The sequence below is a fragment of the Ferrimonas kyonanensis DSM 18153 genome (genome assembly GCF_000425405.1).
Taxonomy (GTDB): domain Bacteria; phylum Pseudomonadota; class Gammaproteobacteria; order Enterobacterales; family Shewanellaceae; genus Ferrimonas; species Ferrimonas kyonanensis.
Genome location: NZ_AUDJ01000015.1, coordinates 34,733 through 61,086, shown reverse-complemented (window position 1 = coordinate 61,086; position 26,354 = coordinate 34,733). Strand labels below are relative to the sequence as shown.

General features: G+C 56.5%; 21 protein-coding genes. 17 read left to right on the top strand and 4 right to left on the bottom strand.

All coding sequences use genetic code 11. The features are described from left to right. Window positions 1–34 precede the first annotated feature (34 nt). Both H598_RS0107130 and H598_RS0107125 read left to right on the top strand, forming a co-directional pair. On the top strand, window positions 35–982 hold the full coding sequence (locus H598_RS0107130) for an SDR family oxidoreductase (RefSeq protein ID WP_028112410.1): 948 nt from the start codon (window positions 35–37) through the stop codon (window positions 980–982). An 86-nt stretch (window positions 983–1,068) separates the two neighbouring features. Continuing rightward, window positions 1,069–1,560: a DUF2255 family protein gene (locus tag H598_RS0107125; RefSeq protein ID WP_028112409.1), complete on the top strand. Its 492-nt coding sequence runs from the start codon at window positions 1,069–1,071 to the stop codon at window positions 1,558–1,560. A gap of 171 nt (window positions 1,561–1,731) precedes the next feature. Here H598_RS0107125 and H598_RS0107120 read toward each other — a convergent pair whose 3' ends face one another. Continuing rightward, window positions 1,732–2,493, bottom strand: coding sequence for a cyclic nucleotide-binding domain-containing protein (locus H598_RS0107120; RefSeq protein ID WP_156896958.1), 762 nt, complete (start codon window positions 2,491–2,493; stop codon window positions 1,732–1,734). Between the two features lie 242 nt (window positions 2,494–2,735). Here H598_RS0107120 and H598_RS0107115 point away from each other — a divergent pair, with 242 nt between their 5' ends. From H598_RS0107115 to H598_RS0107075, 9 genes are all read left to right on the top strand, one after another. Beyond that, window positions 2,736–3,713 carry a DmsE family decaheme c-type cytochrome gene (locus H598_RS0107115; protein WP_051252538.1) on the top strand — a complete coding sequence of 326 codons (978 nt, stop codon included), beginning with the start codon at window positions 2,736–2,738 and terminating at the stop codon, window positions 3,711–3,713. Window positions 3,714–3,723: 10 nt separating this feature from the next. Then, window positions 3,724–5,712, top strand: coding sequence for an MtrB/PioB family decaheme-associated outer membrane protein (locus H598_RS0107110; RefSeq protein WP_028112406.1), 1,989 nt, complete (start codon window positions 3,724–3,726; stop codon window positions 5,710–5,712). 18 nt (window positions 5,713–5,730) lie between these two features. Beyond that, window positions 5,731–8,280 carry a molybdopterin-dependent oxidoreductase gene (locus H598_RS0107105; RefSeq protein WP_028112405.1) on the top strand — a complete coding sequence of 850 codons (2,550 nt, stop codon included), beginning with the start codon at window positions 5,731–5,733 and terminating at the stop codon, window positions 8,278–8,280. Between the two features lie 12 nt (window positions 8,281–8,292). Then, window positions 8,293–8,928, top strand: a complete 636-nt coding sequence (locus H598_RS0107100; RefSeq protein ID WP_028112404.1) for a 4Fe-4S dicluster domain-containing protein — start codon at window positions 8,293–8,295, stop codon at window positions 8,926–8,928. 60 nt (window positions 8,929–8,988) lie between these two features. After that, window positions 8,989–9,615: a TorD/DmsD family molecular chaperone gene (locus H598_RS0107095; protein WP_028112403.1), complete on the top strand. Its 627-nt coding sequence runs from the start codon at window positions 8,989–8,991 to the stop codon at window positions 9,613–9,615. Window positions 9,616–10,053: 438 nt separating this feature from the next. Beyond that, window positions 10,054–11,517, top strand: coding sequence for a cardiolipin synthase (cls, locus tag H598_RS0107090; RefSeq protein ID WP_028112402.1), 1,464 nt, complete (start codon window positions 10,054–10,056; stop codon window positions 11,515–11,517). A gap of 92 nt (window positions 11,518–11,609) precedes the next feature. Next, a complete protein-coding gene (gene gltS, locus H598_RS0107085) occupies window positions 11,610–12,833 on the top strand; it encodes a sodium/glutamate symporter (protein WP_028112401.1) in 1,224 nt (407 codons plus the stop codon). Between the two features lie 154 nt (window positions 12,834–12,987). Beyond that, on the top strand, window positions 12,988–13,863 hold the full coding sequence (locus tag H598_RS0107080) for a LysR family transcriptional regulator (RefSeq protein WP_028112400.1): 876 nt from the start codon (window positions 12,988–12,990) through the stop codon (window positions 13,861–13,863). Window positions 13,864–13,962: 99 nt separating this feature from the next. Beyond that, complete coding sequence (locus H598_RS0107075) at window positions 13,963–14,859, top strand: sulfite exporter TauE/SafE family protein (RefSeq protein WP_028112399.1); 897 nt, start codon at window positions 13,963–13,965, stop codon at window positions 14,857–14,859. A 31-nt stretch (window positions 14,860–14,890) separates the two neighbouring features. On the opposite strand, the gene H598_RS0107070 is transcribed toward H598_RS0107075, so the two are convergent. Next, window positions 14,891–16,642, bottom strand: coding sequence for a putative bifunctional diguanylate cyclase/phosphodiesterase (locus H598_RS0107070; RefSeq protein WP_169629231.1), 1,752 nt, complete (start codon window positions 16,640–16,642; stop codon window positions 14,891–14,893). Between the two features lie 303 nt (window positions 16,643–16,945). Here H598_RS0107070 and H598_RS0107065 point away from each other — a divergent pair, with 303 nt between their 5' ends. The 6 genes from H598_RS0107065 (at window position 16,946) to trhA (ending at window position 23,745) form a co-directional block, all read left to right on the top strand. Continuing rightward, window positions 16,946–18,568 (top strand): amidohydrolase, encoded by a 1,623-nt coding sequence (locus tag H598_RS0107065; RefSeq protein ID WP_028112397.1) that lies wholly within the window; start codon window positions 16,946–16,948, stop codon window positions 18,566–18,568. Window positions 18,569–18,668: 100 nt separating this feature from the next. After that, window positions 18,669–20,285 carry a VRR-NUC domain-containing protein gene (locus tag H598_RS0107060; protein WP_035415624.1) on the top strand — a complete coding sequence of 539 codons (1,617 nt, stop codon included), beginning with the start codon at window positions 18,669–18,671 and terminating at the stop codon, window positions 20,283–20,285. Between the two features lie 73 nt (window positions 20,286–20,358). Beyond that, a complete protein-coding gene (locus tag H598_RS0107055; protein ID WP_028112395.1) occupies window positions 20,359–21,255 on the top strand; it encodes a DUF808 domain-containing protein in 897 nt (298 codons plus the stop codon). A 181-nt stretch (window positions 21,256–21,436) separates the two neighbouring features. Continuing rightward, a complete protein-coding gene (gene aqpZ / locus H598_RS0107050; RefSeq protein WP_028112394.1) occupies window positions 21,437–22,126 on the top strand; it encodes an aquaporin Z in 690 nt (229 codons plus the stop codon). Window positions 22,127–22,415: 289 nt separating this feature from the next. After that, window positions 22,416–22,859, top strand: coding sequence for a protein-tyrosine phosphatase family protein (locus H598_RS0107045; RefSeq protein ID WP_028112393.1), 444 nt, complete (start codon window positions 22,416–22,418; stop codon window positions 22,857–22,859). 235 nt (window positions 22,860–23,094) lie between these two features. Continuing rightward, window positions 23,095–23,745 carry a PAQR family membrane homeostasis protein TrhA gene (gene trhA, locus H598_RS0107040; RefSeq protein ID WP_245595570.1) on the top strand — a complete coding sequence of 217 codons (651 nt, stop codon included), beginning with the start codon at window positions 23,095–23,097 and terminating at the stop codon, window positions 23,743–23,745. Here trhA and H598_RS0107035 read toward each other — a convergent pair. After that, window positions 23,742–25,925, bottom strand: a complete 2,184-nt coding sequence (locus tag H598_RS0107035) for a DUF6351 family protein (protein WP_028112391.1) — start codon at window positions 25,923–25,925, stop codon at window positions 23,742–23,744. The genes trhA and H598_RS0107035 overlap by 4 nt on opposite strands. Before the next feature lie 203 nt (window positions 25,926–26,128). Continuing rightward, on the bottom strand, window positions 26,129–26,338 hold the full coding sequence (locus H598_RS0107030) for a cold-shock protein (protein WP_028112390.1): 210 nt from the start codon (window positions 26,336–26,338) through the stop codon (window positions 26,129–26,131). Window positions 26,339–26,354 lie beyond the last annotated feature (16 nt).

Here is a 26,354-nt window from a genome sequence, read left to right as displayed (position 1 = left end):
CACCTGGCCAGGAAAGCGACTGAATTGGAATATTATGAGCAAACTACTCCCAAACCCTTATGGTCCAAAAGGTTGGACCCCGGAGCGCCTCTCATCACTGAAAGGAAAGACCTACCTAGTCACCGGAGCCAATGTGGGCGCCGGCTTTGAGGCCACCAAGGTACTGGTCAGTAAAGAGGCCAAGGTGGTGATGCTCTGCCGCAACCCCGGCAAGGCAGCCTCTGCCATCGAGGCGATCAAGCAGCAGTACCCGGTCGCGGAGCTCTCCTTTATCCAACTGGACCTGGCATCTCTGGAGTCGGTGCGAAGCGCCGCAGATGCCATTAAGCGTGACATCCCGAAAATCGATGCCCTTATCTGTAACGCCGCCATCGCCCAGGTGGCCAAGCAGGAGATGACCATCGATGGCTTCGAAAGCCAACTGGGCGTCAACCACTATGGCCACTTTCTGCTGTGCGGTTTGCTGTTTGACAGGGTCAATGAATCGGCTGGTCGCATCGTGGTCGTCGGCAGTATGGGCTACAACATGGGCCTTAAAACCATCCAGTTTGATGACCTGAACTTTGACCACAACTACAATCCGATGAACAGCTACAGCCACAGCAAGCTGGCGCAAATGGTGTTTGCCTATGAGTTGCAACACAGGGTTCGAGAAGCCGGGTTAAAGATGCAGGTTCATGTGTGTCATCCCGGCGCAGCAAGAACCACCCTGTCTCAGGAGGAGGCCAATCTGCCCACCAGGATCCTTTTCAAGCTGTTGTCGCCGCTGGCGCAGTCTGCCGAGCGCGGATCCTGGCCAGAGGTGCTGTGCGCCACCGAAGACCATCTGGAGCCTTATGCGTTTTACGGGCCCACCAAACGGGCGCAAATGGTCGGCCCGGTGGGCAAATGCATATTGATGCCTCATGCCCTGGACCGAGAAATGGCAAATAGGTTGTGGGCAGTATCAGAGCAGAAGACCGGAATAAGCTGGTCTCCATAAGTTCGTATCTCTGAACCCTGTCTCACTCTTACGGAGCAGCTTGATCTCAAGGTGCTCCTTTAACATAACTAAATGAGTTCTCATAAATGGCTCACACCAACTTTCTCAAACTGACCTTTGGCTTTCCCAGACTGATACTGCTGCAGGCCATAAAGCCCTTACGTCTGGCTTTGCGCAAATCTCAGGAGCCCCCTAAAAGCCAACAAGAGATGGCCCAGATGATCGAAAAAGCCTTGTCTCATGAGATTCGAGCTGGCTATACCCATAGATTCATCCCCCTGTTGTTCGTTACGGTTAATGAGCGCGTATTCTGTAGACGTTACAGCTACTCAGAACCTTCTTGGCACAGTTCATTCGGCCGAGACCCGACTGGGCAGATACGACTGGACAAAACCACAGTGGATATTAGGGCCCGACTCCCTCAGGATTTGGAGGAGGTCTTGCCAGTCATCGATCTGGCCTATACAGAAAAGCTGAAACAACTCGGAGCCAGCTTTCTGCTGGCTGGCGCAACTGAGCCTCGCGCTCAGAACAGTACACTTGAACTGACGCTAGCGAACAAGCCTGGTTGGCATTAGGAATTGTGGGGGTTGTTCGGACACCACACAGGTGTCAGCGCATAAAAAATCCAGTTGGGCCCACAAGAATGACAAGGGAGTACCCAGCTCCCTTTATAATCATGAAAAGCTACAAACAAGCTTGATTTTATACCAAAAAAAGTGCTATTCCCACTATCGTTTCGGTGCGAATCACTCATGATCCAAAACCAACTTTGATATCAGCTCATTTAGTATTCTGTAATCCACCATGCTGCACAAAAGTTTTAAGTCCAACACTTCAAATCCCCCGTACACCTTTCTAATCGCACCGACACCAAATGCTTCATGGATTACCTTAAGCACATACTGTACCGTGGTACCAGACATATCAGACAAGTCCTGATACCTAGCCGTGAAATTGTCTTTCCCATATAAACTGGAGTGAACACACATCAAAATTAGCGAAAATATAATGTGTTCCCTTTTCCCCACCACATTACTAAACAGCGCCCAATCTCGCTGCTTCATGCTTATTTCAGAGAAAATCCTCACTAAATATCGAAATAGCGTTTCATCTTTCATGGATTCGCGATATATCACGTCTGCGGGGATACAGGTAATGACAGACTCTTCAAGGCACTGATACATTACATTTGAAAGTGCATCCGGACCAGGACTGACAAAGAGCCCCTCTTTTAAAATGAAACTGCTATTGCTAATCCTATCCCCCACCAACTCGACATCTGTCCTCAGAAGGCCTTGTTTTAAGTGGCAGACTGCCGATGAGTCAAACTCCGGCGCAAAGGTGGAGCCTTTTCCCAGATGAATTTCATAACTGCAGCACAAAAGTTTGTTAATTGTTTCCTCTTTCACTCCTCCAAGCCTAAGGTGAGCATCAAAGGACATGTATACATAATTTTTTGATGCATACTCAATCAGTTCCACCCCTTTGAAAGCAGATATATCATCCATACTATGCCTCACCAAAGTCAACAAATACATGACCGATATTACACCGCCGATCACTCAAGCTACAGCAATGATCTCTATCCAATCCACTCTCATCACATAAGTTCACAAAAAAAGTAGATGATTTGAAAAAACGTGGTGTCACCAATCGGGGATTTTAAACAAGATGAAGATCTCCGAATTCGCCATGCTGCACAGTTGCCTGGACAAAGATCAAAAGTCTCTGGATAAGGCGACATTCAAAAATGAAATATCATCACCCCAAGGGCAAAGCTGTGAACCTAGGTCGCAGATCTCTTGCCGGCTTAGCTCTAGTACTTTCCATACCCTGGTCTGCCTGCACGGCAGCCAATTCATCTGAAAGCATGCTCCTCGAAAAATTCCAGTCGGGCAACTACTCCAAAAAAGGCGCCGACAGCTGCCTGATGTGTCACAAGAAAAGTGACAGCGTCATGGCGGTGTTTGCCGGGGTGCACGGCAACACCGAGCGCAGCGACAGCCCGATGGCGGGGCTGCAGTGCGAAGCCTGCCACGGCCCCCAGGGCAAGCACCGCGGCAAGAACGAGCCAATGATTACCTTTGGCACCTCCGGCAACGTCTCTGCCGAGCTGCAGGACAGCGTCTGTCTCTCCTGCCACCAGGACGATGGTCGCGCTCACTGGAGTGATTCGGTGCACACCGACGAGGAAGTGGCCTGCGTCAGCTGTCACCAGGTGCATGTGGCCTCCGACCCTGTGGTCAATCGTTCCAACGAGGTGGCGGTCTGTACCAGTTGCCACACCGAACAGAAGCTGGCGATGAACAAGCGCAGCGCTCACCCGCTATCTGATGGACTGGGTGCCGGTGAGATGGTGTGCAGTGACTGTCACACCCCCCATGGCTCTCTGACCGACGCCAGTCTGACTCAGCTCACCGAAACCGACACCTGCTACCAGTGCCACGCCGACAAGCGCGGCCCGGTGCTGTGGGAGCACGAGCCGGTGACTGAGTCGTGTTCTACCTGTCACAACCCCCACGGCAGTGTTAATGACGCCATGCTCACCCAGCGGGCACCGATGTTGTGTCAGAGCTGCCACGCCAGTGACGGTCACGCCAGTCGCGCCTACGGCGATAACGCTCTTGGTTTAGGAGAGAACGCGTTCACTTCCGGTCAGAGCTGCCTGAACTGCCACAGCCAGATTCATGGCTCCAATCACCCCGCCGGCAGCGCCCTGCAGCGCTAAGGAGTCTTAGATGAAATTCCAACTGAGTATTTTGGCTCTGGCCCTGATGCAGGCCGGCGTGGCCCAGTCTGCTGGGTTTAATTCTGGCTTTAACTTAAAGGGCGCCAATACCGACAAGGTCAACACCGCCAAGTGGCAGTGCAAGCGCTGCGAAGCGCCCGGTGCCGCCGGCGCCATGGGGGTGTCCGCCGTCTGGAACGAGCTGGATGACGCCCGCGCCGCCAACGATTTGGGCGACGACAGTGAATTGGCCGCGGCCCTGCAAGCAGACGCGGTCTACACCGGCGCCACCCGGGTTAAGGTTCAGGCCCATAACCTGGGGATGGACACCGGCTCCGCTCAGGTGAGCGTCAGCAATGAGCGTTTCGGTGCCACTGTCGGTTATCAGAGCCAACTGAATGTGAAGGCTGACAACGCCCAGAGCCTGTATGGTCTTGAAGGTAGTGATTTAGTCATGCTGCCTTCCGCCCAGTCCACCACTTTGCAAGCCAAGCGCGAGCAGTGGCAACTGGGCTCTGAGCTCAAAGGCCAGGGTTGGGGCGCCTATGTGGATTACCGCCTGGAAGAAAAAACCGGCCAGCAGGCGAGCAGCACTCAGCTCAACCGCTCTCCGGTGAACTTCGCCCGCCCCATCGACAGCCAGACTCAGCGCCTCAATGCCGGTACCGAGATGAACGGTGATGCCTGGCTGGCCTCCCTGCACTACCAGGGCAGCCTGTTTGATAACAGCAACAGCAGCATCGACCAGAGCGAGCGCGGCAGCCTGCAGGCCCTGTCTCCGGACAACGAAGCCCACCAGCTCATCGCCCGGGGTCAATACCGCTTTAGCGGCATCAATGTCACCGGTCAGTTAGCCAAAGGCTGGCTGTATCAGGACCAGGACTACGTCACCTTAGGTGGGGTGCCCAACGGCATCACTCACCTGAACGGCAAGGTGCAGACCACCGACGCTCGCCTCAACGTCAGCACCAAACCCGCCAAGGGTCTGAAGCTGCGCGCCAAGGTGACCTACCGTGACCGCGATAACCGCACTCCAGAGCGTCTGTTCTCCAGCGTCGATTACGACGTGCTGCGTGGCCGTACCCATCAGAGTGTGGCGCTGGACTTGGAGAAGACCAGCTACTTGGTGGACGCCCGTTACCGCCTGTCTGCCGACTGGCACCTGCTGGGCGGCTATGAGCACGAGAGCGTCGAGCGCAATCACTCGGTCCGCGAGGAGACCGACGAGGATAGCCTGTTCGCCAAGCTGACCTTCAAGGGCATCGATACCCTGCGCATTGCCCTCAAAGGCGAGCTCAGCAGCCGCGACGGCTCCACCTACCAGGCCAGTGAGACGACCTCCTCCGAGGACAACCCGCTGCTGCGTAAGTACCACCTGGCCGACCGCGACCGCACCCGCGCCGAGCTCAAAATCAGCCACCAGCCCATGGACAGCCTGGCGCTGGACCTCAGCTACCGCTACGCCAAGGACGACTACGACCAGAGTGAGTTGGGTCTGACCGAGTCCACCGACCACGGCTACGACCTGGCCCTCAGCTACCGCTTCAATCCCCAGCTAAGCCTCAGCCTCTATGGCGGCCAGCAGTGGATTGACAGCAGCCAGCTGGGCAGTCAGAGCTTCGCCACCGCCGACTGGCAGGCAGACGTGGAGGACAGCTTCAGCCACATCGGCCTGGGCGGTCATTACACCGGCCTGATGCAAGACCAACTGACCTTGGGTCTGGATTACGACTACAGCGAGTCGGACTCCGATACAAGCGTCACCGGTAAAGCGCCCTTCGGTGATTACACCGCCTGGGGCCACCGCGCTCAGCTGTTTGCCGATTACGCCATCAGCAGCAATGCCACCCTGCGCGCCCAATACCGCTACCTGCGTGGCTACGACAGCGATTACACCCAGGTCGCGCCCCAAGCCATTCCAGGCCTTGTCACCCTGGGTCAGACACACAGCAACTACCAGGCTCATCAGCTGATGCTGACCCTGAGCTACGCCCTATAACCAACAAAGGAAAATCTCATGCAAAGACGTGATTTTTTGAAACTCAGCGCCACCGCCGGTGCGGTGTCCTGCGTCACCGCCTGTGGCGGTAAGTCCGGTGAGTCCGTGACCCCTCCCACCGCCCCAGAAGTGAAGGAGGTGGAATCCATCACCCTGTGTGAAACCAATTGTTCTACCAGCTGCGCATTTAAGGTGATCAGTGTTGATGGCCGCATCGTCAGAATCGAGCCAGAAGATGTGACCACCGCCGAGAAAGAAAACATGGACATCCGTCAGATGCGTCCATGTGCCAAGGGCAACTCCGCCAAACAGAAGATCTACAGCCCCGACCGTGTGCTGACTCCTCTGAAACGTACTGGTCCTCGAGGCAGCGGCCAGTATGAGGAGATCAGTTGGGAGCAGGCCTACCGAGAAATCGGTGACAAGCTGCAACAACTCCAGGCTGCCCACGGCCCAAAATCCATCTACCGAGCCGCTGGCTCTAACTATGGTGGCAGCCATTCCGCCTGGTGGGTCGATAACCTGCTCAATGCTTCAGGAGGATTCCTGGCAGCCCACAATGCCATGAGCTTCAGCCAGGTGTATCGCGCCATGGAGATCAGTTACGGCGTTCATGGCCATGCCCGTGACTGGTCCTCCACAGTCGAGATCCAAAACAGTGACTTCATTCTCGGCTTTGGTAACAACCCGCTGGAGACTCTGGCTTCAGGCAGCGGTAATGGCTTCGAGTTTAACCACCTTCTAAAAGGCAAACCCTTTGTTAACTTTGATCTCCGTTATAACGACACTAACCTAGGGCGTGAGCAAGAGTTCCACTTTATCCGCCCAGGTACCGATGCCGCGCTGATCCAGGGTATGGCCCACGAACTGATCACCAAAGGTTGGGTAAAAAAGGAGTGGGTCAAGAAGAAATGCTACGGCTTCTACGCCGAGCCCGAGATGGACAGCCCAACTCAGAAGGACGCCGATGGCAACCCAGTGAGACTGCCTGAGGTTCCTGCTGAGGAGTGTTACCAAGGCCACATCCTAGGCCTGAAAGATGGTATCCCCAAAACCCCTGAATGGGCTGAGAAGATCTGTGGCGTCCCTGCCGAAGTGATCCGCTCTACTGCCAAGAAACTGTACGAAGCCAAAGCTCCCTATGTGGTTGCGGGCTGGGGCTTGCAGCGTCAATTGTGCGGCGAAGACAACGTGCGCTCAGTAACCGTTCTGGCAGCCATGGTGGGTGCCATCGGTAACCGAGGCAACAGCACCGGCGAACACGCCGATGCCAAAGGCTACATCTACCCCATGCCCCTGATGGATTTTGCGGCCAGCGCTCGCTGGGCGGTGCAAATCCACAGCTGGCCACGAGCCATCAAGAACGGCACCACCATGTCTGTCCTTAAGGACAACATCCACCTGCCTGCCGATGAGATCGACCCGGTTACCGGCGACGGTGTTTTGGGTGTCAATATGAAGGCAATCTTCAACCGCGGTGGTAATCCATTCAACCAACAAGCAGACAACCACAAAATTCTGGAACTGCTTAAGGATGAAAACGATGTCGAGTTGATTGTCAGCATCGACACCCACCTCATTCCATCCATGTATGTTAACGATTACGTTCTGCCAGATTTTACTCAGTATGAACGTGAAGACCTGGCCCCTACCAATATGCAGTCCGGCACCATGGGCTTTATTGTGGGTACCTCCACAGCCCTTACGCCTATGGGTAATGTGAAATCCACCTTCGAAATTTGCCTAGGCATCGCCAAACACATGGGCATTGAAGCTGGCTATACCATGGGCCTGGCTCTGAATAATGATGAGGATGCCCTCAACTCGGTCTACAACTTCACCCGTAACGTGATGCGCCCGGACCTGCAGCAATACATGCCAGAAACCTTCAAGGAGATGCAGGAGAAAGGGATCGTTAAGTGGGCTCGCCCCTGCAACGAGACCGAAGAGTCTGCCCGCTTCCACGTTGGCTACTGGGATTATGTACAGAAAGATGACATTCACCTGCACACGCCAAGCGGCAAGATCGACATCTACTCGCACTACCTGCGCGATCTGGCAGAGAAAACCGCCAAAGTGTACGAAGATACCGACGGTGTACCAGAGTACTGGCTGAGTAACGCCGGCGGCTATATAAATACCATTCCAAAGTACATGGTGACACCGGAATCAGTTCAGGATGAGAGCGAACACCTGAAAGACTACCCACTGCAGTTTGTTACCTACCACACCAAGTCTCACGTCCACGTTCAGTACCAGGGCCCCTGGATGAAGGAAGCCCTGCGTTCTGGCGCCTGGATCAACGAGCAAACCGCTCAAGAGTTGGGCATTAAAGATGATGACATGATCGTCATCGAATCCATTCGCGGAAAAACCAAGGTGGAAGCCAGAGTAACCAATCGCATCGCCCCCGGGGTGGTGGCTCTGGGTCAGGGCCGACACTTCAAGTCCGTGGCCGGTGTCGATCAAGGTGGCAGCGCCAACGCATTGACCAGCCATGAGTACAACTCCCCCATCGAGAAAGCGTCTGGAGTCGCCAACTGTCGCTGCAAAGTCGCCAAGGCTTAAAGGATATCTATCATGAGTAATAACGTTCAGTACGCATTTCACTTCGACCAAAGCAAGTGCAACGGCTGCAAAGCCTGCCACGTGATCTGTAAATCTAAATTCGACGCAGAGAATGGCCGCATTCCCCGTCGTGTCTATGAATATGTTGGTGGCAGCTGCAGTCAGGACGCCAACGGCGTAATGAAAAACAACGTGTTTGCCTACTACACCTCTGTAGGCTGTAACCACTGCTCTGAACCCGTCTGTGTCAAAGCCTGCCCTACAGGTGCAATGCACAAACGCAAATCGGACGGTCTGGTGCACGTTGACGCCAGTGTCTGCATCGGCTGCGAAAGCTGCGCCCGTGCCTGCCCGTATGACGCTCCCCAGATTGACCGAACCCGTAAGGTGATGACCAAGTGTACTGGTTGCCCAGAGCAAACCGCCAAGGGCAAACTGCCCCATTGCGTAGCAGGTTGCACCCAGCGCGCTCTGGACTTTGGTACGGTAGAAGAGATACAGGCGAAGTACCCAGGTGCTGAGCGCGCCAACGTAGCACCGCTGCCCGCGCCAAGCACCACGACCCCGAACCTGTTTATCACCAAGTCCAGGATCTCTCGCCCCTCCGGCAGTTCCGAGGGCAAAGTAGAGAATTGGCAGGAAGTATAAACTGACCATCAGGAGGCCTTATTGATAAGGCCTCCTTCACTTACCCCCAATAGAGAGAGAATGATGTCAGATAACCCACAGTTCCAGGAAGCAGCGGCCATCTTTGGCATTTTGCACAACATCTGGTTCGCGACTCCTGATCAGGCATTTCTCAATAGCCTTAATCAGGGCGTCATCGAGTCTTGGCCCGCGCACAACGACATAGAGTCCAACGCACTAAATACCCTAAAGCAAAGTCTGAAATCCGAATCATTGAAAACCATCAAAGCGGATCATTTTCGACTGTTTGTCGGAGCACACAAAAAACTGGCTTACCCTTGGGGCTCGGTGTACACCGATCCGGAAGGGTTGATGTATGGAGATACCACCCAAGCGTTTGAGGCATTCTGCCACGACCATAGAATTGAGTTTAAATTGCCCTACCGGCAGCCTTTAGACCACATCGGCATTATTATGGCCACGCTATCTCGTCTTTTTGCGCAGGAGGGTACCTCTCAAGTTGAAGACGCAGTCAAAGAGTTGCTGGGCGACCATCTTTTACCCTGGGTAGAACGTTTTATGATGAGTGTGGAGCTTAATGCCAATACAGAATTTTACCGTGGTTTTTCTATCCTTATGCGTGAGCAGATTACCTATTGGGAACACCGATTTCAGGTAAAGGCTAAAGAGATTAAACTGTTTCGTTAACACTCTTTCTCATCACCAACGAATCAATCACTGCATCACATTGCCGGTTCACTCTTCAAGGCAGTAGCCATGGCCCAGGCCACCCAGACTCGAATTGGCAATCCTGGCAGATAGCCAGAGTGAGATTCCCTGAAGTCAACCATTTGCCCTGACGCGCCAGTTGGCGCTGCCCAACTCTAAGGTGTCCACACCGGCCTTTTGGGGGCCCGGCATGGGCAAACCGATGTTTATTAACAAGAGGAATCCAATCAACGCCTTCGATAAGCTCAACATCAGCGATGATGCCCCCGGTACACCAGCTCAGATCACACCCCACTGTACGTGCAGTTTGATTATCAGCCCAGTTGCGGCTGATCGCTGTTCAGTTGACCTGAAACCGCTGTCAGCCGAGCAATTTGGGTGTATATTTGAAGCACTTACCCCCACTTTAGAACCAATGTGAGCCAATTTTACCAACTGTTGACCCTGACTCTGGTGGCCGCCTACTGGATCGTGATTGCCGGTGTGTCGCTGCGCATTGTGCTCAAGCGGCGCCCATTTGGCGTCTCGCTGGCCTGGCTGCTGCTGATCTACATCATTCCCTTGTTCGGCGTGGTGGTGTACCTGCTGTTCGGGGAACTCAACATTGGTCGCAAGCGCAAACAGCGGGTCAAGGAGATGACCGCACCGTTCAAATACTGGAACGAGCGATTGCACCGCCAGGCGCAATCGGATCGGCGCCTGGGGCAGCACGCCCGCCCTCTGCATGAATTGAGTCTGCGCCGCTTGGGGATTCCGGCTCTGCTGGGCAACGATCTGGAATTGATTGAAAACAGCCAAACGATTCTGCGCCGCATCATCGACGACATTCACCAGGCCAGCGACACCATTCACATGGAGTTCTACATCTGGCATCCCGGCGGTCTGGCCGATGAGGTGGCCGATGCCCTGATTCAAGCCCGTCAGCGTGGGGTCACGGTACGCCTGCTGCTGGACGGAGCCGGCAGCCGCGAATTTTTCAACAGTCGCTGGCCGGACACCCTGATGCAAAACGGTGTCAGCATCGTCAAAGCCCTGGGCGTCAACCCACTGCGGATGTTCTTAAGGCGCATGGATCTGCGGCAACACCGCAAGATTGTGGTCATCGATCAGCGCATCGCCTACACCGGTTCCATGAACCTGGTGGACAGCCGCTACTTTAAGCAGAGTGCCGGCGTCGGCGAATGGATCGACATTATGGTTCGGCTCACCGGGCCATCAGTCTGCTCCCTGGCCGCCCTGCAAAGCTGGGATTGGGAGTTTGAAACCGACGAACGACTGCTGGATGAAATCGCCCTCCCCCAGGTCGAAAGCCCGCTGTCACATCGCCATGCCGAAGACTCGGTCCAGGTCATCCCCTCCGGCCAGGGCTTGCCAGAGTCCATCATCCAACAAGTGCTGTTGCTGAGCATCTATCACGCCAAACACAGCATCACCCTGACCTCGCCCTACTTCGTGCCCAGCGAGCAACTGCTCGATGCCCTGCGCACCGCCGCCCAGAGTGGCGTCGAGGTTAACCTGATCATTCCCGATAAGAACGACTCTTTTATGGTGGAGTGGGCCAGCCGGGCGTTTTTCACCGAACTGCTGAATGCCGGAGTGGCGATCTACCGTTTCAATGGCGGCCTGCTGCATACCAAATCGATGCTCATCGATGATGACCATTGCATCATCGGGACCGTTAACCTGGACATTCGCAGCCTGCTGCTCAACTCCGAGGTGTCGCTGGCCATCGACGATCCGGACTTCTGCCAGGAGCTGGGCCAGTTACTGGATCGCTATCTGCAGCAGTCCAACCGCATCGATGCCCATCAATGGCAGTTGCGTCCGATGTGGAAAAAGTTGGTGGAGCAGTTCTTCTATACCTTCGCGCCACTGCTGTAATTCAGGCTCTGAGCCCGCCAAAATTCACTTCAGCCACCAAGCCGGTCACCGCAGACTATAGTGATATGGTCTGCCATTTCGGAGCCCGGCCAATGCAACCCGTTCTAATCCCGCAATTTATCACCTTTACTCTGGCCATTGTGGCGCTGTTTATCGGCAAATCGGTGATCGCCTCTTCCCCCACCCTACAGCGTTACAGCATCCCTGAACCCGTGGTTGGCGGCTTTATCTGTGCCGCCATTACCGGGCTATTATTCGCGATTTTTCAAGTCGAAGTGAGCTTTGAAATGGAGGTGCGCGACGCCCTGCTGCTGTATTTCTTTGCCGGCATCGGCCTTAAGGCAGACTTTAAGACGCTGCTACAGGGAGGCCGGCCGTTGGCGATTCTCATTGGTCTGGCGGCAGGGTTTATTGTGCTGCAAAACCTGGTCGGCGTCAGCGTCGCCAGCGCCTTTGGCTTAGACCCACTGGCGGGCTTACTCTCTGGCTCGGTATCCCTGACCGGCGGTGTTGGCACCACCATGGCCTGGGCCCCCACCTTTGTGGAAGAATTTGGCATCGCCAACGCCCTGGAGCTGGGGGTCGCCTCCAATACCCTGGGGCTGATCTCAGCCTGCGTCATTGGCGGTCCGATCGCCAGCTACCTCATCGGCCGTCATAAACTGACTACCGGCAGCCAGGAGGAGTTGGACATCGGTACCGCCCATGGCAGCGACAACCGGGTAACCGTCGACTATTTCGGCGTGCTGCGCGCCTGGCTGTGGCTGAATATTTCGCTGATCGTCGGCTACCTGCTGAATGCCACCCTCGAGAGTGTCGGGGTACGCCTGCCTCTGTTTGTCTCCTGCCTGATGGCGGGGATTGTACTGGGTAACCTGGGACGCGCGCTGCTCTCCAGGAGCAACAACCTGGTCCGAAAAGGCTACGTCGAAGACGCCACCAAGGGATTGTCTCTGATCCAGGATATCTGCTTGGGTATGTTTCTGACCATGGCGCTGATGAGCCTGAAAATCTGGGAGCTTCAGGGCAACCTGGCTTATCTGAGTGCGGTGATCGGCCTGCAAGTGTGCCTGTCGGTGGCCTTTACGGTATTTATCGTGTTCCGACTGATGGGCCGAAATTACGAGGCCGCAGTCATCTGCTCTGGTTTCGGTGGCGTCACCCTTGGCTCGACCGCCACCGCCATCGTCAATATGACTGCGGTCACTCAACAATACGGCGCCGCTCACCGGGCCTTTATTATTGTCCCTTTGGTCTGCGGCTTTTTTATCGACATCATCAATGCCCTAGTCATCAATTACTTCGTCTACGGTTAGTGAGCCAGTGTCGGTGTCCCGCTCTCGCCCGCTTGCACACTGCTACGGCAATGCGTCAACGCCAGGGGCGGTGGAGGCGACATCGAAGCTAACTTATGAAAAAATCACTAATTGATAATATAATGGAATGACGAATTCCTGATTCCGGCGCCCTATGCTCAACCTCAACTGGCTACAAACTTACGTTACCCTGGTGGAAACCGGTCATTTCACCCACACCGCCGACAAGTTGGCCATGACCCAACCCGGTGTCAGCCAACACATCAGAAAACTGGAACAGCATTTTGGCCAGTCGCTGCTGATTCGCGAAGGCAAACGTTTTGGCCTGACCCAGGCTGGCCGCGAGGTGTACCAGCAAGCCCAACGCACCCTGGCAGAGCTGTCTGGCCTCGAGCAACAACTGTCGACGGACGATCCCTTCAATGGCCCGGTGCGCTTCGCCTCACCGGGCAGCCTGGGGTTGAAGCTCTACCCGGAACTGCTGTCATTGCAACAGCAGCACCCGTCGCTGAGCATTGATTACACTTTTGCCCCTAACGAGGGAGTAGAACGGGACCTGGTGGCGCGAAAGCTCGATATCGGCCTGATCACCCGTCCCGGCGACAAGCCGGATCTGGCCTATCGCCCCTTTGCCGAAGAACCCCTGTTCCTGGTAACCCCGGCCGACATAGAGGCGCCAGACTGGGGCACCCTGTTAACCCTGGGCTACATCGATCATCCCGACGGCAGCCACCACGCTGGCATGCTGCTGGGCAGTAACTTTGAGCAATACCAACAGTTGTCACAACTGCCCAAACGCGGCTTTTGCAACCACATCAGCATGATTCTCGAACCCGTCAGCCGCGGCCTGGGCTTTACCGTTCTGCCCCGTTACGCCGTCGCCGCCTTTGCCCGCCCCGAAGAGATCGCGGTCCACGCCCTGCCCAGTCCGGTGTCGGAGTCCATCTATCTGGTGCAACGACGGCACCAACCGTTACCAACTCGTATTCGATTTTTGATCGAAGCCATTACGCCAATGTTACGCGCGTGAACCAAACTCATAAAATAGAGTAAAAGCCGCTATCCCAGTCTGGCCGGGGCCTTGCTCACCTGTTAGCATCCCCGCCCTGATTGTTCTGTGGATACCCTTATGCTGGCCCTATCGCTTCAGGTCGTCTTCGTGGCAGGCGGCCTCATCTACTGCTGGATGCTGTTTCACGCCTTTAATAAACAGCGTCGCGGCGGACAGCTCAAACCGTCGACGTCGGTGGCGAAAGTCGGTGCCGTCGGCGCACTGGCAAACTTTCTGGACACCCTGGGGGTAGGCAGCTTTGCCATTAAGACCGCCTTCTATAAACAGTTTCAAATGGTGGATGACCGGCTACTGCCCGGCACACTCAACGGCCAGTGCGTATTGCCCACAGTAGCCCAGGCACTGCTGTTCATCGGTGCCGTGGACGTTGACCCCACCACGCTGATCGGCATGATGACCGCCGCAGCCCTGGGGGCCGGCATCGGTGCCAAGTGGGTCTCGGGACTGGATCGGCAACTGGTGCGGCTGATCATGTGCATCGCCCTGCTGATCGTGGCCGCCCTGATCTTTGCCGGCCTGCTGGGGTGGTTTCCGGTAGGAGGCGAGGCCATGGGTCTAAGCGGTGCCAAGCTGGCCGTTGCCTTAGTGGGCAACTTTGTCTTTGGCGCCCTGATGAGCGTTGGCGTCGGCCTCTATGCTCCATGCATGACGCTGGTGTATCTGCTGGGAATGAACCCCATCGCTGCCTTTCCCATCATGATGGGATCCTGTGCCGTGCTGAGCTTTTTCTCCGCTGGCACCTTCATTCGTAACGGCGCCTTCGATGCCAAGGCGGTGATGGCCGTCGCCGTCACCGGCCCGATGGCCGTGGTGTTGGCAGCCACGCTGGTGAAATCGATGGATGTAGAGATGCTCAAATGGCTGGTGGCCTTTGTGGTGCTCTATACCTCGGCATCGATGTACCGTTCCTGGCAGCAGTCGCGACCGTCGGGTGTGGCTCAGCCCTCCCACTAAACCCAAAAAAGAGACCCTCGGGTCTCTTTTTTTAATTGCGGCTCTGCAATGCCTGCCAGCGCTGTCGCACCAAGTGCTCAAACCGCACCGCCGCCACCGGCGGGCTCACCAGATACCCCTGACCGGACTCACATTGATGGCTACGCAAAAACTCGTACTGAAAATCGGTTTCTATCCCTTCTGCGGTTACCACCATCTCCAGGTTATGAGCCAGGGCGATGATCGACTGGACAATGGCGCCATTACGTTGATCGGTTTCCAGTTCGCAAATAAAGCTGCGATCAATCTTAACCCTGTCCACCGGCAGGGTCTTTAAGCGGCCAAAGGAGGAGTATCCGGTACCAAAATCGTCGATGGCGATGGCTACCCCCGCCTGACGCAGCCGCCATAGCTGCGAAGCGATGGTCTTGCCCTGCTGCAGCAACATGGTTTCGGTGACCTCGATCTCCAGACATTCAGGCGGAATCCCATTTCGGTTCAACGCCGCCAGCAAACTTTCCACCAGTTCGCCGGTTTCAATCTGTTTCACCGAAATGTTGATGCTCACCTGCTGCAATGGCAAGCCGTGCTCGAGCCAGAGCGCCATCTGCTGGCAAGCCATCTCGATCACTTGCTGGCCAATCTCAACGATCAGGCCACTGGTTTCAGCCTGTAAAATAAAGGCATCGGGAGTGAGTACACCACGATCGGGGTGGCGCCAACGGATCAGCGCCTCGGCACCGGTCACCATGCCACTGCCAAGATGAAACACCGGTTGAAACAGTAAAAAAAACTCCTGCTTGTCGATGGCCCGGCGCATCTCTTTGAGTAATTGTTTCTCCTGTGCCATCTCATCGGCCAGAGATTCACTGTAACTGTGCACCTGTTGCGTTCCCAACCGTTTGGACTGGAACATCGCCATCTCGGCCCGATGCAGTATGCCCTTGGTGGTGCACACCTCAGAACACAGGTGGCTGATGCCAATACTGGACTGGGTGCGCACTTCGACCCCATCGACCTCGACGACGGTGTCAAGCTGACCGAGCACCTGCTCGGCCCAGGCTCGACACCGCCGCGGCTCATCCTCGGTCAGGACCACCAGAAAGGTGTCCCCATCGAATCGCCCCAGATAGCCGTTGTCGCCAACAGCCCTGGTCAGGGTTGACGCCAAGGCCTTAAGCACCTTATCGCCAATGCGAAATCCAAACTCTTCGTTTACCCGCTTGAAGTTATTGACCCCGATGCACACCAGGCTGAGTTGCGGCGTATGAATCGCCAATTGCTGACCGATGTGCTGCACCAGGGCGGCGCGGTTGGGCAAGCCGGTCAGCGTGTCGGTAAACTCTGAAGCTCGGAGTTTGTTTTCCACCTCTTTGATCAGGCTGATGTCACGGCCGATGGCCAACAGGGCAATGCCGCTGCCTACCGGTACCGCGTTGAGGGTGATCTCGCACATCAACGGCTCACCGCTGCGGGTCTGGTGAACCCACTCGAAACGGTGGTAACCGTACTTGATTGCCGAGTCGATCATCGACTGAGCCAGGTCTTCAGACGAGGTGTGATTGGGCTGAAAGGCTGGGGAGATCTCCGCCGGGCTTAGCCCCAGCAATTCCGAGGCGTCATCGAACCCCAGTTGACGGACGGCCACCGAATTACACCAGATAAATCGTCCCTGATGCACCACCCACATCATGTCAGAGGTGGCTGCAAACAGCTGCCGAATCACGTCCAGATAAGCCAGCAATCCCTGTTCCGTCAATGGCGACGTATCCGCGGATTCAGGGGCCGACCGATCGCTGATCATGGCCAAAATTACCCTCTCCCCAAAAGGTAGATACCCACACAGTAACATGGGTTAATGCAACATTAAAGCAACAAAATGAAGGGAAATACCTTGATTTGTCAGTGACTTTAGCCAACCATCCTGCGATTAAAATTCCACCAACCCCAACCGAAGGCCACAGTGCCCGGCGCAACTGACAAGACCGCCGACGCAGCCACAATCCAAAGCCATGATATCGGTCATTGCCTGGCCAAGCACCCTACTGATACGGTAGTCTTCGGCCAAGGAGATAAATCTAACTCACTCTATTCAAAAGGAATTGAAATGCGCGTTCTGCTGGGAGCCCTGTGTCTGGCTCTGTCTTCCGCATCGCTTGCTGACTCGTTGGTAATCAACAACGTCAATGGCTACACCCTTACCGAGCAGGGAGTTCACCGCTTTGGTGCCCTGCACATCGACGACGGCAAGGTGGTCGTCACCGCTGCACGAGACGGCTTCAACGGACTTTCGCCGGATCGGATTATCGATGGCAAAGGCCACACCCTACTGCCAGGGTTGACCGACGCCCATGGTCATATTATGGGGCTGGGCTACCTGCAGTCCGACCTAGACCTCAGTGGCATCACCAGCAAACAAGCCGCTCTGGAGCGTGTGCGCCAGTTCGCCGATGCTCACCCTCACCTGACCTGGATTCGAGGCCGAGGCTGGAACCAAGAGTTGTGGCCCGATACCGCCTTTCCCACCGCCAGCGATCTGGACACCGTAGTACCGGAAAGGCCGGTTTGGCTTAGGCGGGTGGACGGCCATGCCGGCTGGGGAAACAGCCAGGCATTAACGCTGGCCCGCATCACGCCCACCACCCCCGACCCTGAAGGGGGGCAACTGTTGCGAAATGCCGACGGCTCGCCAACCGGCATCCTGATCGACAACGCCATGGGGCTGGTGGAAGGACGCCTGCCGCCGCGAGAACCCCACGAAACCGAGGCGGCATTTCGTTCTGCCACCCGTAAACTGGCGTCACTTGGACTCACCGGTGTCCACGATGCCGGCGTCAACCATCAGACCCTGCAGATGTACCAGATGTGGGATCAGCAACAGCAATTGCCCATTCGAATCTACGCCATGGTGTCGGATCTGGACACCCTCAGCCGCATGCCAGGCCCCTACTTCGGCGATCGACTCATCGCCCGCTCGGTGAAGCTCTATGCCGATGGCGCCCTGGGCAGTCGCGGCGCCGCCCTGCTGGACGACTACAGTGACATGAAAGGCCACAGGGGGCTGTTGATTCACCCGATTAAAGAGCTCAAACGGCGAATTAAAGGGGTGATCAACCGCGGCTTCCAGGCCAATGTCCATGCCATCGGCGACCGTGGCAACCGCGAGGTGCTGGAGGCGATGATCGCCTACGGGAAACCAGAGCAGCGCAACCGCATCGAACACCTGCAGGTGGTCGAACCCAGCGACTTTGACCGCATCAAAGCCGCCGGCATCGTTGCCTCGATGCAGCCCACCCACGCCACCTCCGACATGAACATGGCCGAAGACCGACTGGGATCACTGCGGATTCACGGCGCCTATGCCTGGAAGACCGTGATCAACAAAGGCATCCCCTTTGCCGCCGGTTCCGACTTCCCCATCGAGTCGCCAAACCCCTTCTGGGGACTGTACTCGGCGGTGTCTCGCCAGGATCATCAAGGCCACCCTGAGGGAGGTTGGTACCCGAGACAAAGCCTGAGCCGTGAACAAGCCTTGCATGGCTTTACCCTCGGCGCCGCCTATGCCAGCTTTCAGGAAAATGAGCTGGGATCACTGGATCCGGGCAAGCGCGCCGATTTTATCCTCATCGATCGCGACTACTTCACCGTGCCGGTGGAGCAGATCTGGCAGACCCAGGTATTGGCCACCTACATCGACGGTCAGCCGGTCTACCAGCAATCCGACCTATAAAGGAGCAACGACCCCGTGGCCCGTCACCAACATTGAACAGTTGCGCCGGGCCACCGCTTCGGTATGGTTAAGGCTCTGCCGATCAGCATGAGCATTGCGCGTGAGTTCAGCCCCACAACCGGATCTACCTCAAGACTACTACCTCGGTAATTTCACTCGCATGGTGAACCACGTGCGGGGTCGCTACCAAGCGCTGCTGAGCGACGACGAACTGGGCTGGATTCGAGACTTCGATGCCCTGCCCCACCCGGCGCGCTGCCTGTGTGTTCGACTGCTATCAAGAAAAGGCCCGGTATTTCGTACCGATAAGCTCCGCTACCCAGAGATCGACGACCTCGCCGGTGCCATCAGCCTCCTGCGAGATGCCGGTATGATCCACAGCTTTCAGCCCCACGACTGGTCACAGCTGGCGCCCTGGGTAACCAAAGCTGAGTTACTCCATCATGCCCCTTGCGGGCAGGAGAAACTGCGAAAACCCCAGTTAGTGGTGCTGCTTGACCAACAAGCCCTTCCCTTACCCCCAATGCCGTTGATCGCCCTGAGCCAACCGGAGCTACTGGAGACCCTGTTGTTGCTCTATTTTGGCAATGCGCATCAGGATCTGGCCCAGTTCGTCGTCAGCGATCTGGGCATTCAGGTATTTGAAGACTACTCGCTGGATCCCAGCCTGAACGCCTTTGAACAGCGGCCGCAATTGGAGGCAGCCCGACACCTGAGTCGACTGAACAAGCGTTACCACCAGGCCGTCGAGCAAAAAGACCGAGCGGCGATTCTGGCCCTGATCGACGATCTGCCTTTGCCCCTGCCCTGGGACAAGTGGGAGCGACGACGACAGCGACTGCTGCTGGAGATTGCCCGCGAATTTGAACGCGCCAAGCAACCGCAGCGTGCATTGGCGTTGTATCAGCACAGTCCGCTCGCCCCCAGCCGCGAGCGTCAGGCCAGGCTGCACCTGAGCGCCGACGCGCCACACCTGGCCCGCCCACTGGTGCAGGCCATGCTCGACAGCCCACAAAACGAACAGGAACTGACCGTCGCCCGGCGGTTGGGGAAAAAACTGAACCGACTTGCGCCGTTCGCGTTTCCGCAGCCGGTTGCTCCGCAAATTCAGCAGCACACCCTGAGCCTGAGGGACAAAGACCTGCCAGTTGAACAACTGGTTGCGGAGCACTACCGGAGTCTGGGCTGGCAGGCAGATTACAGTGAGAACGCCCTGCTCAACGCGCTGTTTGGCCTGGCTTTCTGGCCAGCAATCTTCGCGCCAGTCCGAGGCGCCTTTCTCAATCCTTATCAGCTGGGCCCCAAAGACATGTTCAGTCCCGGCTTCCATCAGGCCCGTGGCGACCTCATCGATCACCTCCTGTGCCACTGGCAACCCGCACAGCTACTGGAGACTTACGATCAAAAACGGGGAATTGCCAACTACTGGGTCAACTGGGACAGAATCAACCGACCGCTGATCCAGTCGGCCCTAACTCGCCTGAGCCGACCACAGCTGACCGCTTGTTTTCGGCGACTGCTGTTTGATCTCAACGCCAATCGCAGCGGCCATCCAGACCTGTTTCTGACCCGGGATGATCAGCACCTGTGGCTGGAGGTCAAAGGTCCCGGCGACACCCTGAGAGACAACCAGACCCGTTGGCTGACCTTCTTTGGCAACCAAGGCATTCAGGCAGCAGTATGTTATGTGACCATTGACACCCAACCCAGCGATTAGGCAGTTGCAGTCCGCCGGAGTCGGGCCTATCCTGTTTGGCTAACTTACTGATTTTGTATTGGATGATACCGAAATGGCCGGAGCCAGTTTATTAACCCTTCTGGATGACATCGCGTCCCTGCTGGACGATGTTGCCGTTATGAGCAAAGTGGCCGCCCGTAAGACCGCTGGCGTGCTCGGCGACGACCTGGCCGTGAATGCCGAACAGGTTTCCGGAGTCAAAGCCGACCGCGAACTGCCGGTGATCTGGGCCGTGGCCAAGGGCTCGCTAGTGAACAAGTGCTTTCTGGTGCCCGCCGCCCTGGCCATTAGTGCCTTTATTCCCTGGCTGATAACCCCACTGTTGATGCTTGGCGGCCTGTTCCTCTGCTTCGAAGGCGCGGAAAAAGTGCTGGAGATGGTCTCCAAGCAGAGCCATCGCCAGGCACCGGATCTCAGTGGTGACGATCAGCAACAATATGAACAAACCAAGATCAAAGGGGCCATCCGTACCGACTTTATTCTGTCTGCAGAAATCATCGTGTTGACGCTGGGGGTCGTGGCCGCCGCGCCGTTTATGACCCAGGTGGCCACCATGTCCACCATCGCCGTTCTGATGACCATCGGCGTTTACGGGCTGGTGGCGGTCATTGTGAAAATCGACGATGCCGGCCTGTACCTGAGCCAACGTTCCACCTCTGTGGCCCAGTCTTTTGGCCGTCTGCTGCTGGCCGCCGCCCCGAAACTGATGAAATCCCTGTCGCTGATCGGCACCATTGCCATGTTCCTGGTCGGCGGCGGCATCTTGAGTCACGGCGTACACCTGTTCAGCGAATGGATCTCCGAGGCCGCCGCCGAAACCGCGTTGATCCCCGCCGTTGGCCATATCGCCTCCGCGCTGGTACCCGCCCTGCTGAACGGCCTCATCGGCATGATTGCCGGTTTTATATTGGTGGCCATTGCTCACCTGGTCGGCAAACTCCGTCATTAAACACTGGGGCCGAAGCCTGACTTCGGCCCAACCCCCTGCCCCAATCCAGCCCCCCTAAAAAGCAGCCCTGTCCGCTCTGGTCTACACTGTGAACGCCCGCTATTCATAGGTAACTGCCTGTGTACCCGACAGTTACTAACGAATTGGCATGGCGCCCCCTAAGACAGACATGGAGTAAAGCATGCAACGCTATTGTGCAGAATTCATCGGTACCTTCTGGCTGGTTCTTGGCGGATGCGGCAGTGCCGTATTAGCTGCGGGCTTTCCCGACGTGGGCATTGGCCTGCTGGGTGTGTCGCTGGCATTTGGCTTAACCGTACTGACCATGGCCTTTGCCCTGGGCCACATCTCGGGATGCCACCTGAATCCGGCGGTATCCATTGGACTGTGGGCCGGCGGCCGCTTTGAAGCCAGCGCCCTGTTGCCCTACATTCTGGCCCAGGTCGCCGGCGGCCTGGTGGCAGGGGGAGTGCTGTTTTTGATCGCCAGCGGCGCGCCAGGGTTTGATGTCAGCGCCGGCTTTGCCGCCAATGGTTATGACAGCCACTCCCCAGGGGGATACAGCTTGGGCGCGGCGCTGCTCACCGAAGTGGTGATGACCATGGTCTTTCTGGTGGTCATACTGGGCGCCACCGATCCCCGGGCACCGGCAGGACTTGCGCCCGTCGCCATTGGCCTGTGCCTGACCCTGATCCATTTAATCAGCATCCCGGTCACCAACACCTCAGTAAACCCCGCTCGCAGCACCGGTGTGGCCCTGTATGTGGGTGACTGGGCCCTGTCTCAACTGTGGCTGTTCTGGCTGGCCCCCATTGTTGGGGCAATATTAGGCGCGTTCCTGTACCGTTATCTGGGCTCCGATCAATCCTGAATTCCTGCTCATTTCTGGCCCATTACCTTCGCTCGAAGGCAGTGGGCCAAAACGGTGCAATTGTGTACAGTTTAAGCGGCGATGGTTACGTTCAGGTTGCCAGTCGTGTCCATTGCGTTATCGGAGATCGAAGCATTATCGCTAAACTTAGGCGCACTTAACCCAAAATAAAGCGATATTCATCCAGCTTAATTGAGTCTGAACGAAACGCCGAAATCCATCGGTTTCCTTTCACCTGTGCCCGGTAAACTTCCTACACTACTCTCACTGACGACTACAGGAGAGCACCATGACACATACTGACACCCTGACTCCCTGGTGGGTTATCCCGGGTCGCCTTGCCGGCATGCGCAAGCCACAGACTCACGAGCTGGGCACCCTGGCAAAATCACGATTCCAGGCCGTGGTCTCGCTGCTGGACAGCGAAGACAATCACCAGCTGTACCACAACTGGCAACTTCCTTATTTGTGGCTGCCGACCGAAGACGGTCAGACCGTCAGCCCTCAGCAACTGCAACAGCTGGAGCAGTTCATCGACCGCTTTGACGGTGCGGTGGCCATCCACTGCAACGACGGTCGAAAACGCACCGTCAGTGCCATCGCCGCCTATTTGATCCGCAAAGAGCACGACTTTGAACAGGCGCTTAAAATGGCCAGCAAAGGCCAGCCTCGAATTGAACTGGAAGAAGACCAGTTACTGTCACTGCTGCAGATGGCCAAAGTGGTTCAGTAATGTCCCTGGGTGGCAGCTTTAGCTGCCACCGCACCAACTTCCCTGCCGCAGACTGGAAAATCCCGCCCTTTCACTTCATCATGGCCCCTCTAAGGCCGCAGTCTGTGAGAACCTATTCGGTTGTTGATACACAGGCTGACCATCGCCATAAAATTTTTAGGCGTACATGTGTACGCTTAAATAATCTCCTGCTACACTGGTCGGACTTTTTATGCAGCAACCGCAAAGGAACCCTATGGCTTCAGCCGCTATGCCCTACTCCCAAGGAGAAGAGATCGCCAACGCCATTACCCATGGTTTGGGGGTTGCCGCCGCCATCGTCGGCCTCACCCTGATGCTCACCAAGGGAATTCCGGTATTGTCTGCCTGGGACATTGCCGCCGTCAGTATCTACGGCGCCAGCATGATTTTGCTGTTCCTGTTTTCGACGTTGTACCACTCCATCTCCAACCCCCGCGCCAAGAAGGTATTCAAACGGCTGGATCACTGTGCCATCTATTTGCTGATTGCCGGCACCTACACGCCGATGATGTCCATCAGCCTCGAGGGCTGGAAAGCCGATATGATTCTGGCCATCATCTGGTCCATGGCCATCGCCGGAGTGGTGTTTAAGGCCTTTTTTATCAATCGCTTCAAGAAACTGGCCCTGACCACTTATCTGGTGATGGGCTGGCTATGCCTGCTGGTGATCTACCCGCTGTATCAGGTTCTGCCCAGTGCCGGTTTCCACCTGCTGTGGATTGGTGGCCTGTGCTACAGCGGCGGGGTGGTATTCTATGTGGCCAAGAAGACCCCCTATACTCACGCCATCTGGCACCTGTGTGTGTTGGCTGGCGCCGTGTGCCACTGCGTGGCCATCGCCGCCTACGTCATCCCCTCCAGTTAGAACCCTGCCGCCGGGGTCAAGTCCGGTGGCCGCAAGGCATCGCCAGCGGCCAGATCGCAGACCCCGTCGGGAAACACCTGCCTGAGCTGGGCCTGGTAGGGGGTCATGGCGACCTCTCCATACTGGCCCTGAGCCACGGCCTCGTCGACGGACAACAGCCGACACTGAAACACGCTGCCTTGCCAGGGACCACCAGCCTGAACCCGGGCATTGCTGAAGTGGGGATAGCGTTGACTGCACGCCCCCGGCTGGCGGCCATTCCATTGCCCATCCCAGACTCCGTCCCCCCGCTGCAGCACCTGCCCGTCGGCGTCGAAGCACTGGTCCTCGATATGAGCGGGTCGTGGCTGCCCCATCAGCCTGGCCTGCAACCACAACTCCATGGCGTCAAACGCTTCTTTCAATGGCGTGTAGCGATAGTCTGACACCCAGATAACCTGGTTGTCGGTATGGCCGTGCCAATCCAGGATGCGGGCCCGAGCTTCAAAGGAAGCAGACAGGTGATGCATATCCAGCCGCTCCTCCAGGTAATGGCGCAGATCGATCACTGGAATGGGGTTGGCGCCCATAAACACCTGACCGGTGCGGTAGGCGCGCTCCACCGCATAGGGATCCGGCTGCCGACGTGGGGCCGGCGCTCCTTCGGTGACGTTGTGATTACCCCACAGCGACAACCACAACGGCAGCCTCATCCCCAGCGGCGTCCAGATGGTCTCACGGCTCATGACCCCGGTTTCCTGCCAACTGCCGATGTGTCGATTCAGATGCAAAAACTCCGCCACCGAAATCCGCCCCTGCCGCAATGAACGTAGGCCATATTGCACCCCCTGATTGCCCCAGGCCGTGCGGGCAAAACCGTGTTGATCACGACCAAAAATCTGCACCAGATCTTCCCAGTAACTCCAATGCTGCTGCCGATCAATCGCGTCACTGAACATCGGCCGAATATAGCCCTGCCTGGGGTTATGAATCAGTGCCGACAGGCCAAACCAGCCATTGATGCACTCGCTGGATCCCTGAGGCCAACTGGGCCAGCGCCCATGGAGCAGCTGGTTCAACGGCTCCAGAAACGGGGCTCGCTGACTGAAACCGGCGGCCGCATTGAGCCCCTCGAGTTCGGTGCGGTTATCAAAGTCCTGCCAACGATGCCGAGTGGGGCTGCGAAAGGCGTAATAGGTGTTGAACAGGTCGCAGTCCAAACCATACAACGCCTGGGTCACCATGTCGGGGTAGGCGTACAAGGCCAGTGCCCCGTCGAACACCTGGCTGCGATTTTGCGCCATCAGATATTGACTCAGTCCGCCGCCGGAACCGCCAATGCCAATGGTGTAGCTGGGCTGGCCGTACAGGGAGACAAATTGGCGCTTAACCCTGCGGGCGGTGTCCTCGGCCCGAACCATGTTGTAGGTGTAACTGGTCTTATTGCCGGTGGAACTGATCACCGCATAGCCTTGTTGCAACTGCTCCAGGCGCTTACGGACAATTTTCGACGGTTTTAACCGCCCCTGACGAAAGCCGATGCCACTGCCACCATGAAATTGATAAATCAGTTTCCGGTTCCACCAGGGGGCCTGTTGTCTGGCGATGTCCGGCGTCGCCAACATGGCGATGTGGTAGATATAGCGGTTGATGGTACCGCTCTCGACCCGGTAGATCTGCGCCACCGAGCGACCGTTAATCTCCGTTTGTGCCACCTGCTCCGGCGGCACCGGGCTTCCTGGCAAGTAGGGCCGCAGGACCCCATTTAGGTCGAGGTAAAAGTAATTCAGAACCGAAGGCAGCCCACAATCGCGGCTGTAACCCAGAATGGTGTCACCCAGTTGCCCGCCGCGATCATTAAACACCGCGACTCCCTGCCCCCGATGGTTGTCAATCTGGGGCTGACCCAGCCCGGAAGCCAGCGTCATGCAGAAAAACGGGTATTGACGGGCCCCCGCATACAGGGGCTCAGCGGGGCCGACTTTCCCTAGAGGAATAGGAAACGCGTAGGTTTCCTGGGGTCGTGGAGTCAGTGCCAGGTGGGTGTCGATGCTTAGCATTGGCTTGAGGTCCGGCGGCGGCAATTGCCTGACCTGAATGGCACGGTAAGGATGGTGCCAGTCCCGATACTGGTAATACCCCATGGTGACCAGTAAACCTGACAGCAGCAGTGCCGCAATCCAGAGCAACCACTTCGCCATGTCCGCCTCCTCATGCTGCCACCAACTTCGACATGACGGCTCTCGGCCTCGAAGCCGATGACCAACACGCCATGGCAGTAAGTATCTGCCAGATCGGCACCAGTCTCCATCTGGTCGGGGGATCCGAGTGTGTTTACGAGACCAAAAAACGGACAAAAAAAAGCCCTCGCCATACGGCAAGGGCCTCGAATCTTTTGTAAGTGTTAGATAACGCTTACGTTCTCTGCTTGAGGGCCTTTCTGACCCTGAGTCACGGTCATAGTAACCTGTTGACCTTCAACCAAAGTACGGCGTCCATTACCCTGGATAGCAGAGAAGTGCACGAACACATCCTTGCCATCTTCACGAGAGATGAAGCCAAATCCTTTTTCGTCGTTAAACCACTTAACTGTACCAGTAACTTGTTCAGACATATCTAACTCTTTCTAA

Bases quoted from the DNA above. Each gene is read 5' to 3' on its own strand.
- aqpZ (WP_028112394.1), top strand. From the start codon at position 21,437: ATGCAACGCTATTGTGCAGAATTCATCGGTACCTTCTGGCTGGTTCTT.
- H598_RS0107035 (WP_028112391.1), bottom strand. From the start codon at position 25,925: ATGGCGAAGTGGTTGCTCTGGATTGCGGCACTGCTGCTGTCAGGTTTA.
- H598_RS0107125 (WP_028112409.1), top strand. From the start codon at position 1,069: ATGGCTCACACCAACTTTCTCAAACTGACCTTTGGCTTTCCCAGACTG.
- trhA (WP_245595570.1), top strand. From the start codon at position 23,095: ATGGCTTCAGCCGCTATGCCCTACTCCCAAGGAGAAGAGATCGCCAAC.
- H598_RS0107095 (WP_028112403.1), top strand. From the start codon at position 8,989: ATGATGTCAGATAACCCACAGTTCCAGGAAGCAGCGGCCATCTTTGGC.
- H598_RS0107100 (WP_028112404.1), top strand. From the start codon at position 8,293: ATGAGTAATAACGTTCAGTACGCATTTCACTTCGACCAAAGCAAGTGC.
- H598_RS0107065 (WP_028112397.1), top strand. From the start codon at position 16,946: ATGCGCGTTCTGCTGGGAGCCCTGTGTCTGGCTCTGTCTTCCGCATCG.
- H598_RS0107115 (WP_051252538.1), top strand. From the start codon at position 2,736: ATGAAATATCATCACCCCAAGGGCAAAGCTGTGAACCTAGGTCGCAGA.
- H598_RS0107070 (WP_169629231.1), bottom strand. From the start codon at position 16,642: ATGATCAGCGATCGGTCGGCCCCTGAATCCGCGGATACGTCGCCATTG.
- H598_RS0107055 (WP_028112395.1), top strand. From the start codon at position 20,359: ATGGCCGGAGCCAGTTTATTAACCCTTCTGGATGACATCGCGTCCCTG.
- H598_RS0107030 (WP_028112390.1), bottom strand. From the start codon at position 26,338: ATGTCTGAACAAGTTACTGGTACAGTTAAGTGGTTTAACGACGAAAAA.
- H598_RS0107045 (WP_028112393.1), top strand. From the start codon at position 22,416: ATGACACATACTGACACCCTGACTCCCTGGTGGGTTATCCCGGGTCGC.
- H598_RS0107130 (WP_028112410.1), top strand. From the start codon at position 35: ATGAGCAAACTACTCCCAAACCCTTATGGTCCAAAAGGTTGGACCCCG.
- H598_RS0107105 (WP_028112405.1), top strand. From the start codon at position 5,731: ATGCAAAGACGTGATTTTTTGAAACTCAGCGCCACCGCCGGTGCGGTG.
- H598_RS0107080 (WP_028112400.1), top strand. From the start codon at position 12,988: ATGCTCAACCTCAACTGGCTACAAACTTACGTTACCCTGGTGGAAACC.
- H598_RS0107110 (WP_028112406.1), top strand. From the start codon at position 3,724: ATGAAATTCCAACTGAGTATTTTGGCTCTGGCCCTGATGCAGGCCGGC.
- gltS (WP_028112401.1), top strand. From the start codon at position 11,610: ATGCAACCCGTTCTAATCCCGCAATTTATCACCTTTACTCTGGCCATT.
- H598_RS0107075 (WP_028112399.1), top strand. From the start codon at position 13,963: ATGCTGGCCCTATCGCTTCAGGTCGTCTTCGTGGCAGGCGGCCTCATC.
- H598_RS0107120 (WP_156896958.1), bottom strand. From the start codon at position 2,493: ATGGATGATATATCTGCTTTCAAAGGGGTGGAACTGATTGAGTATGCA.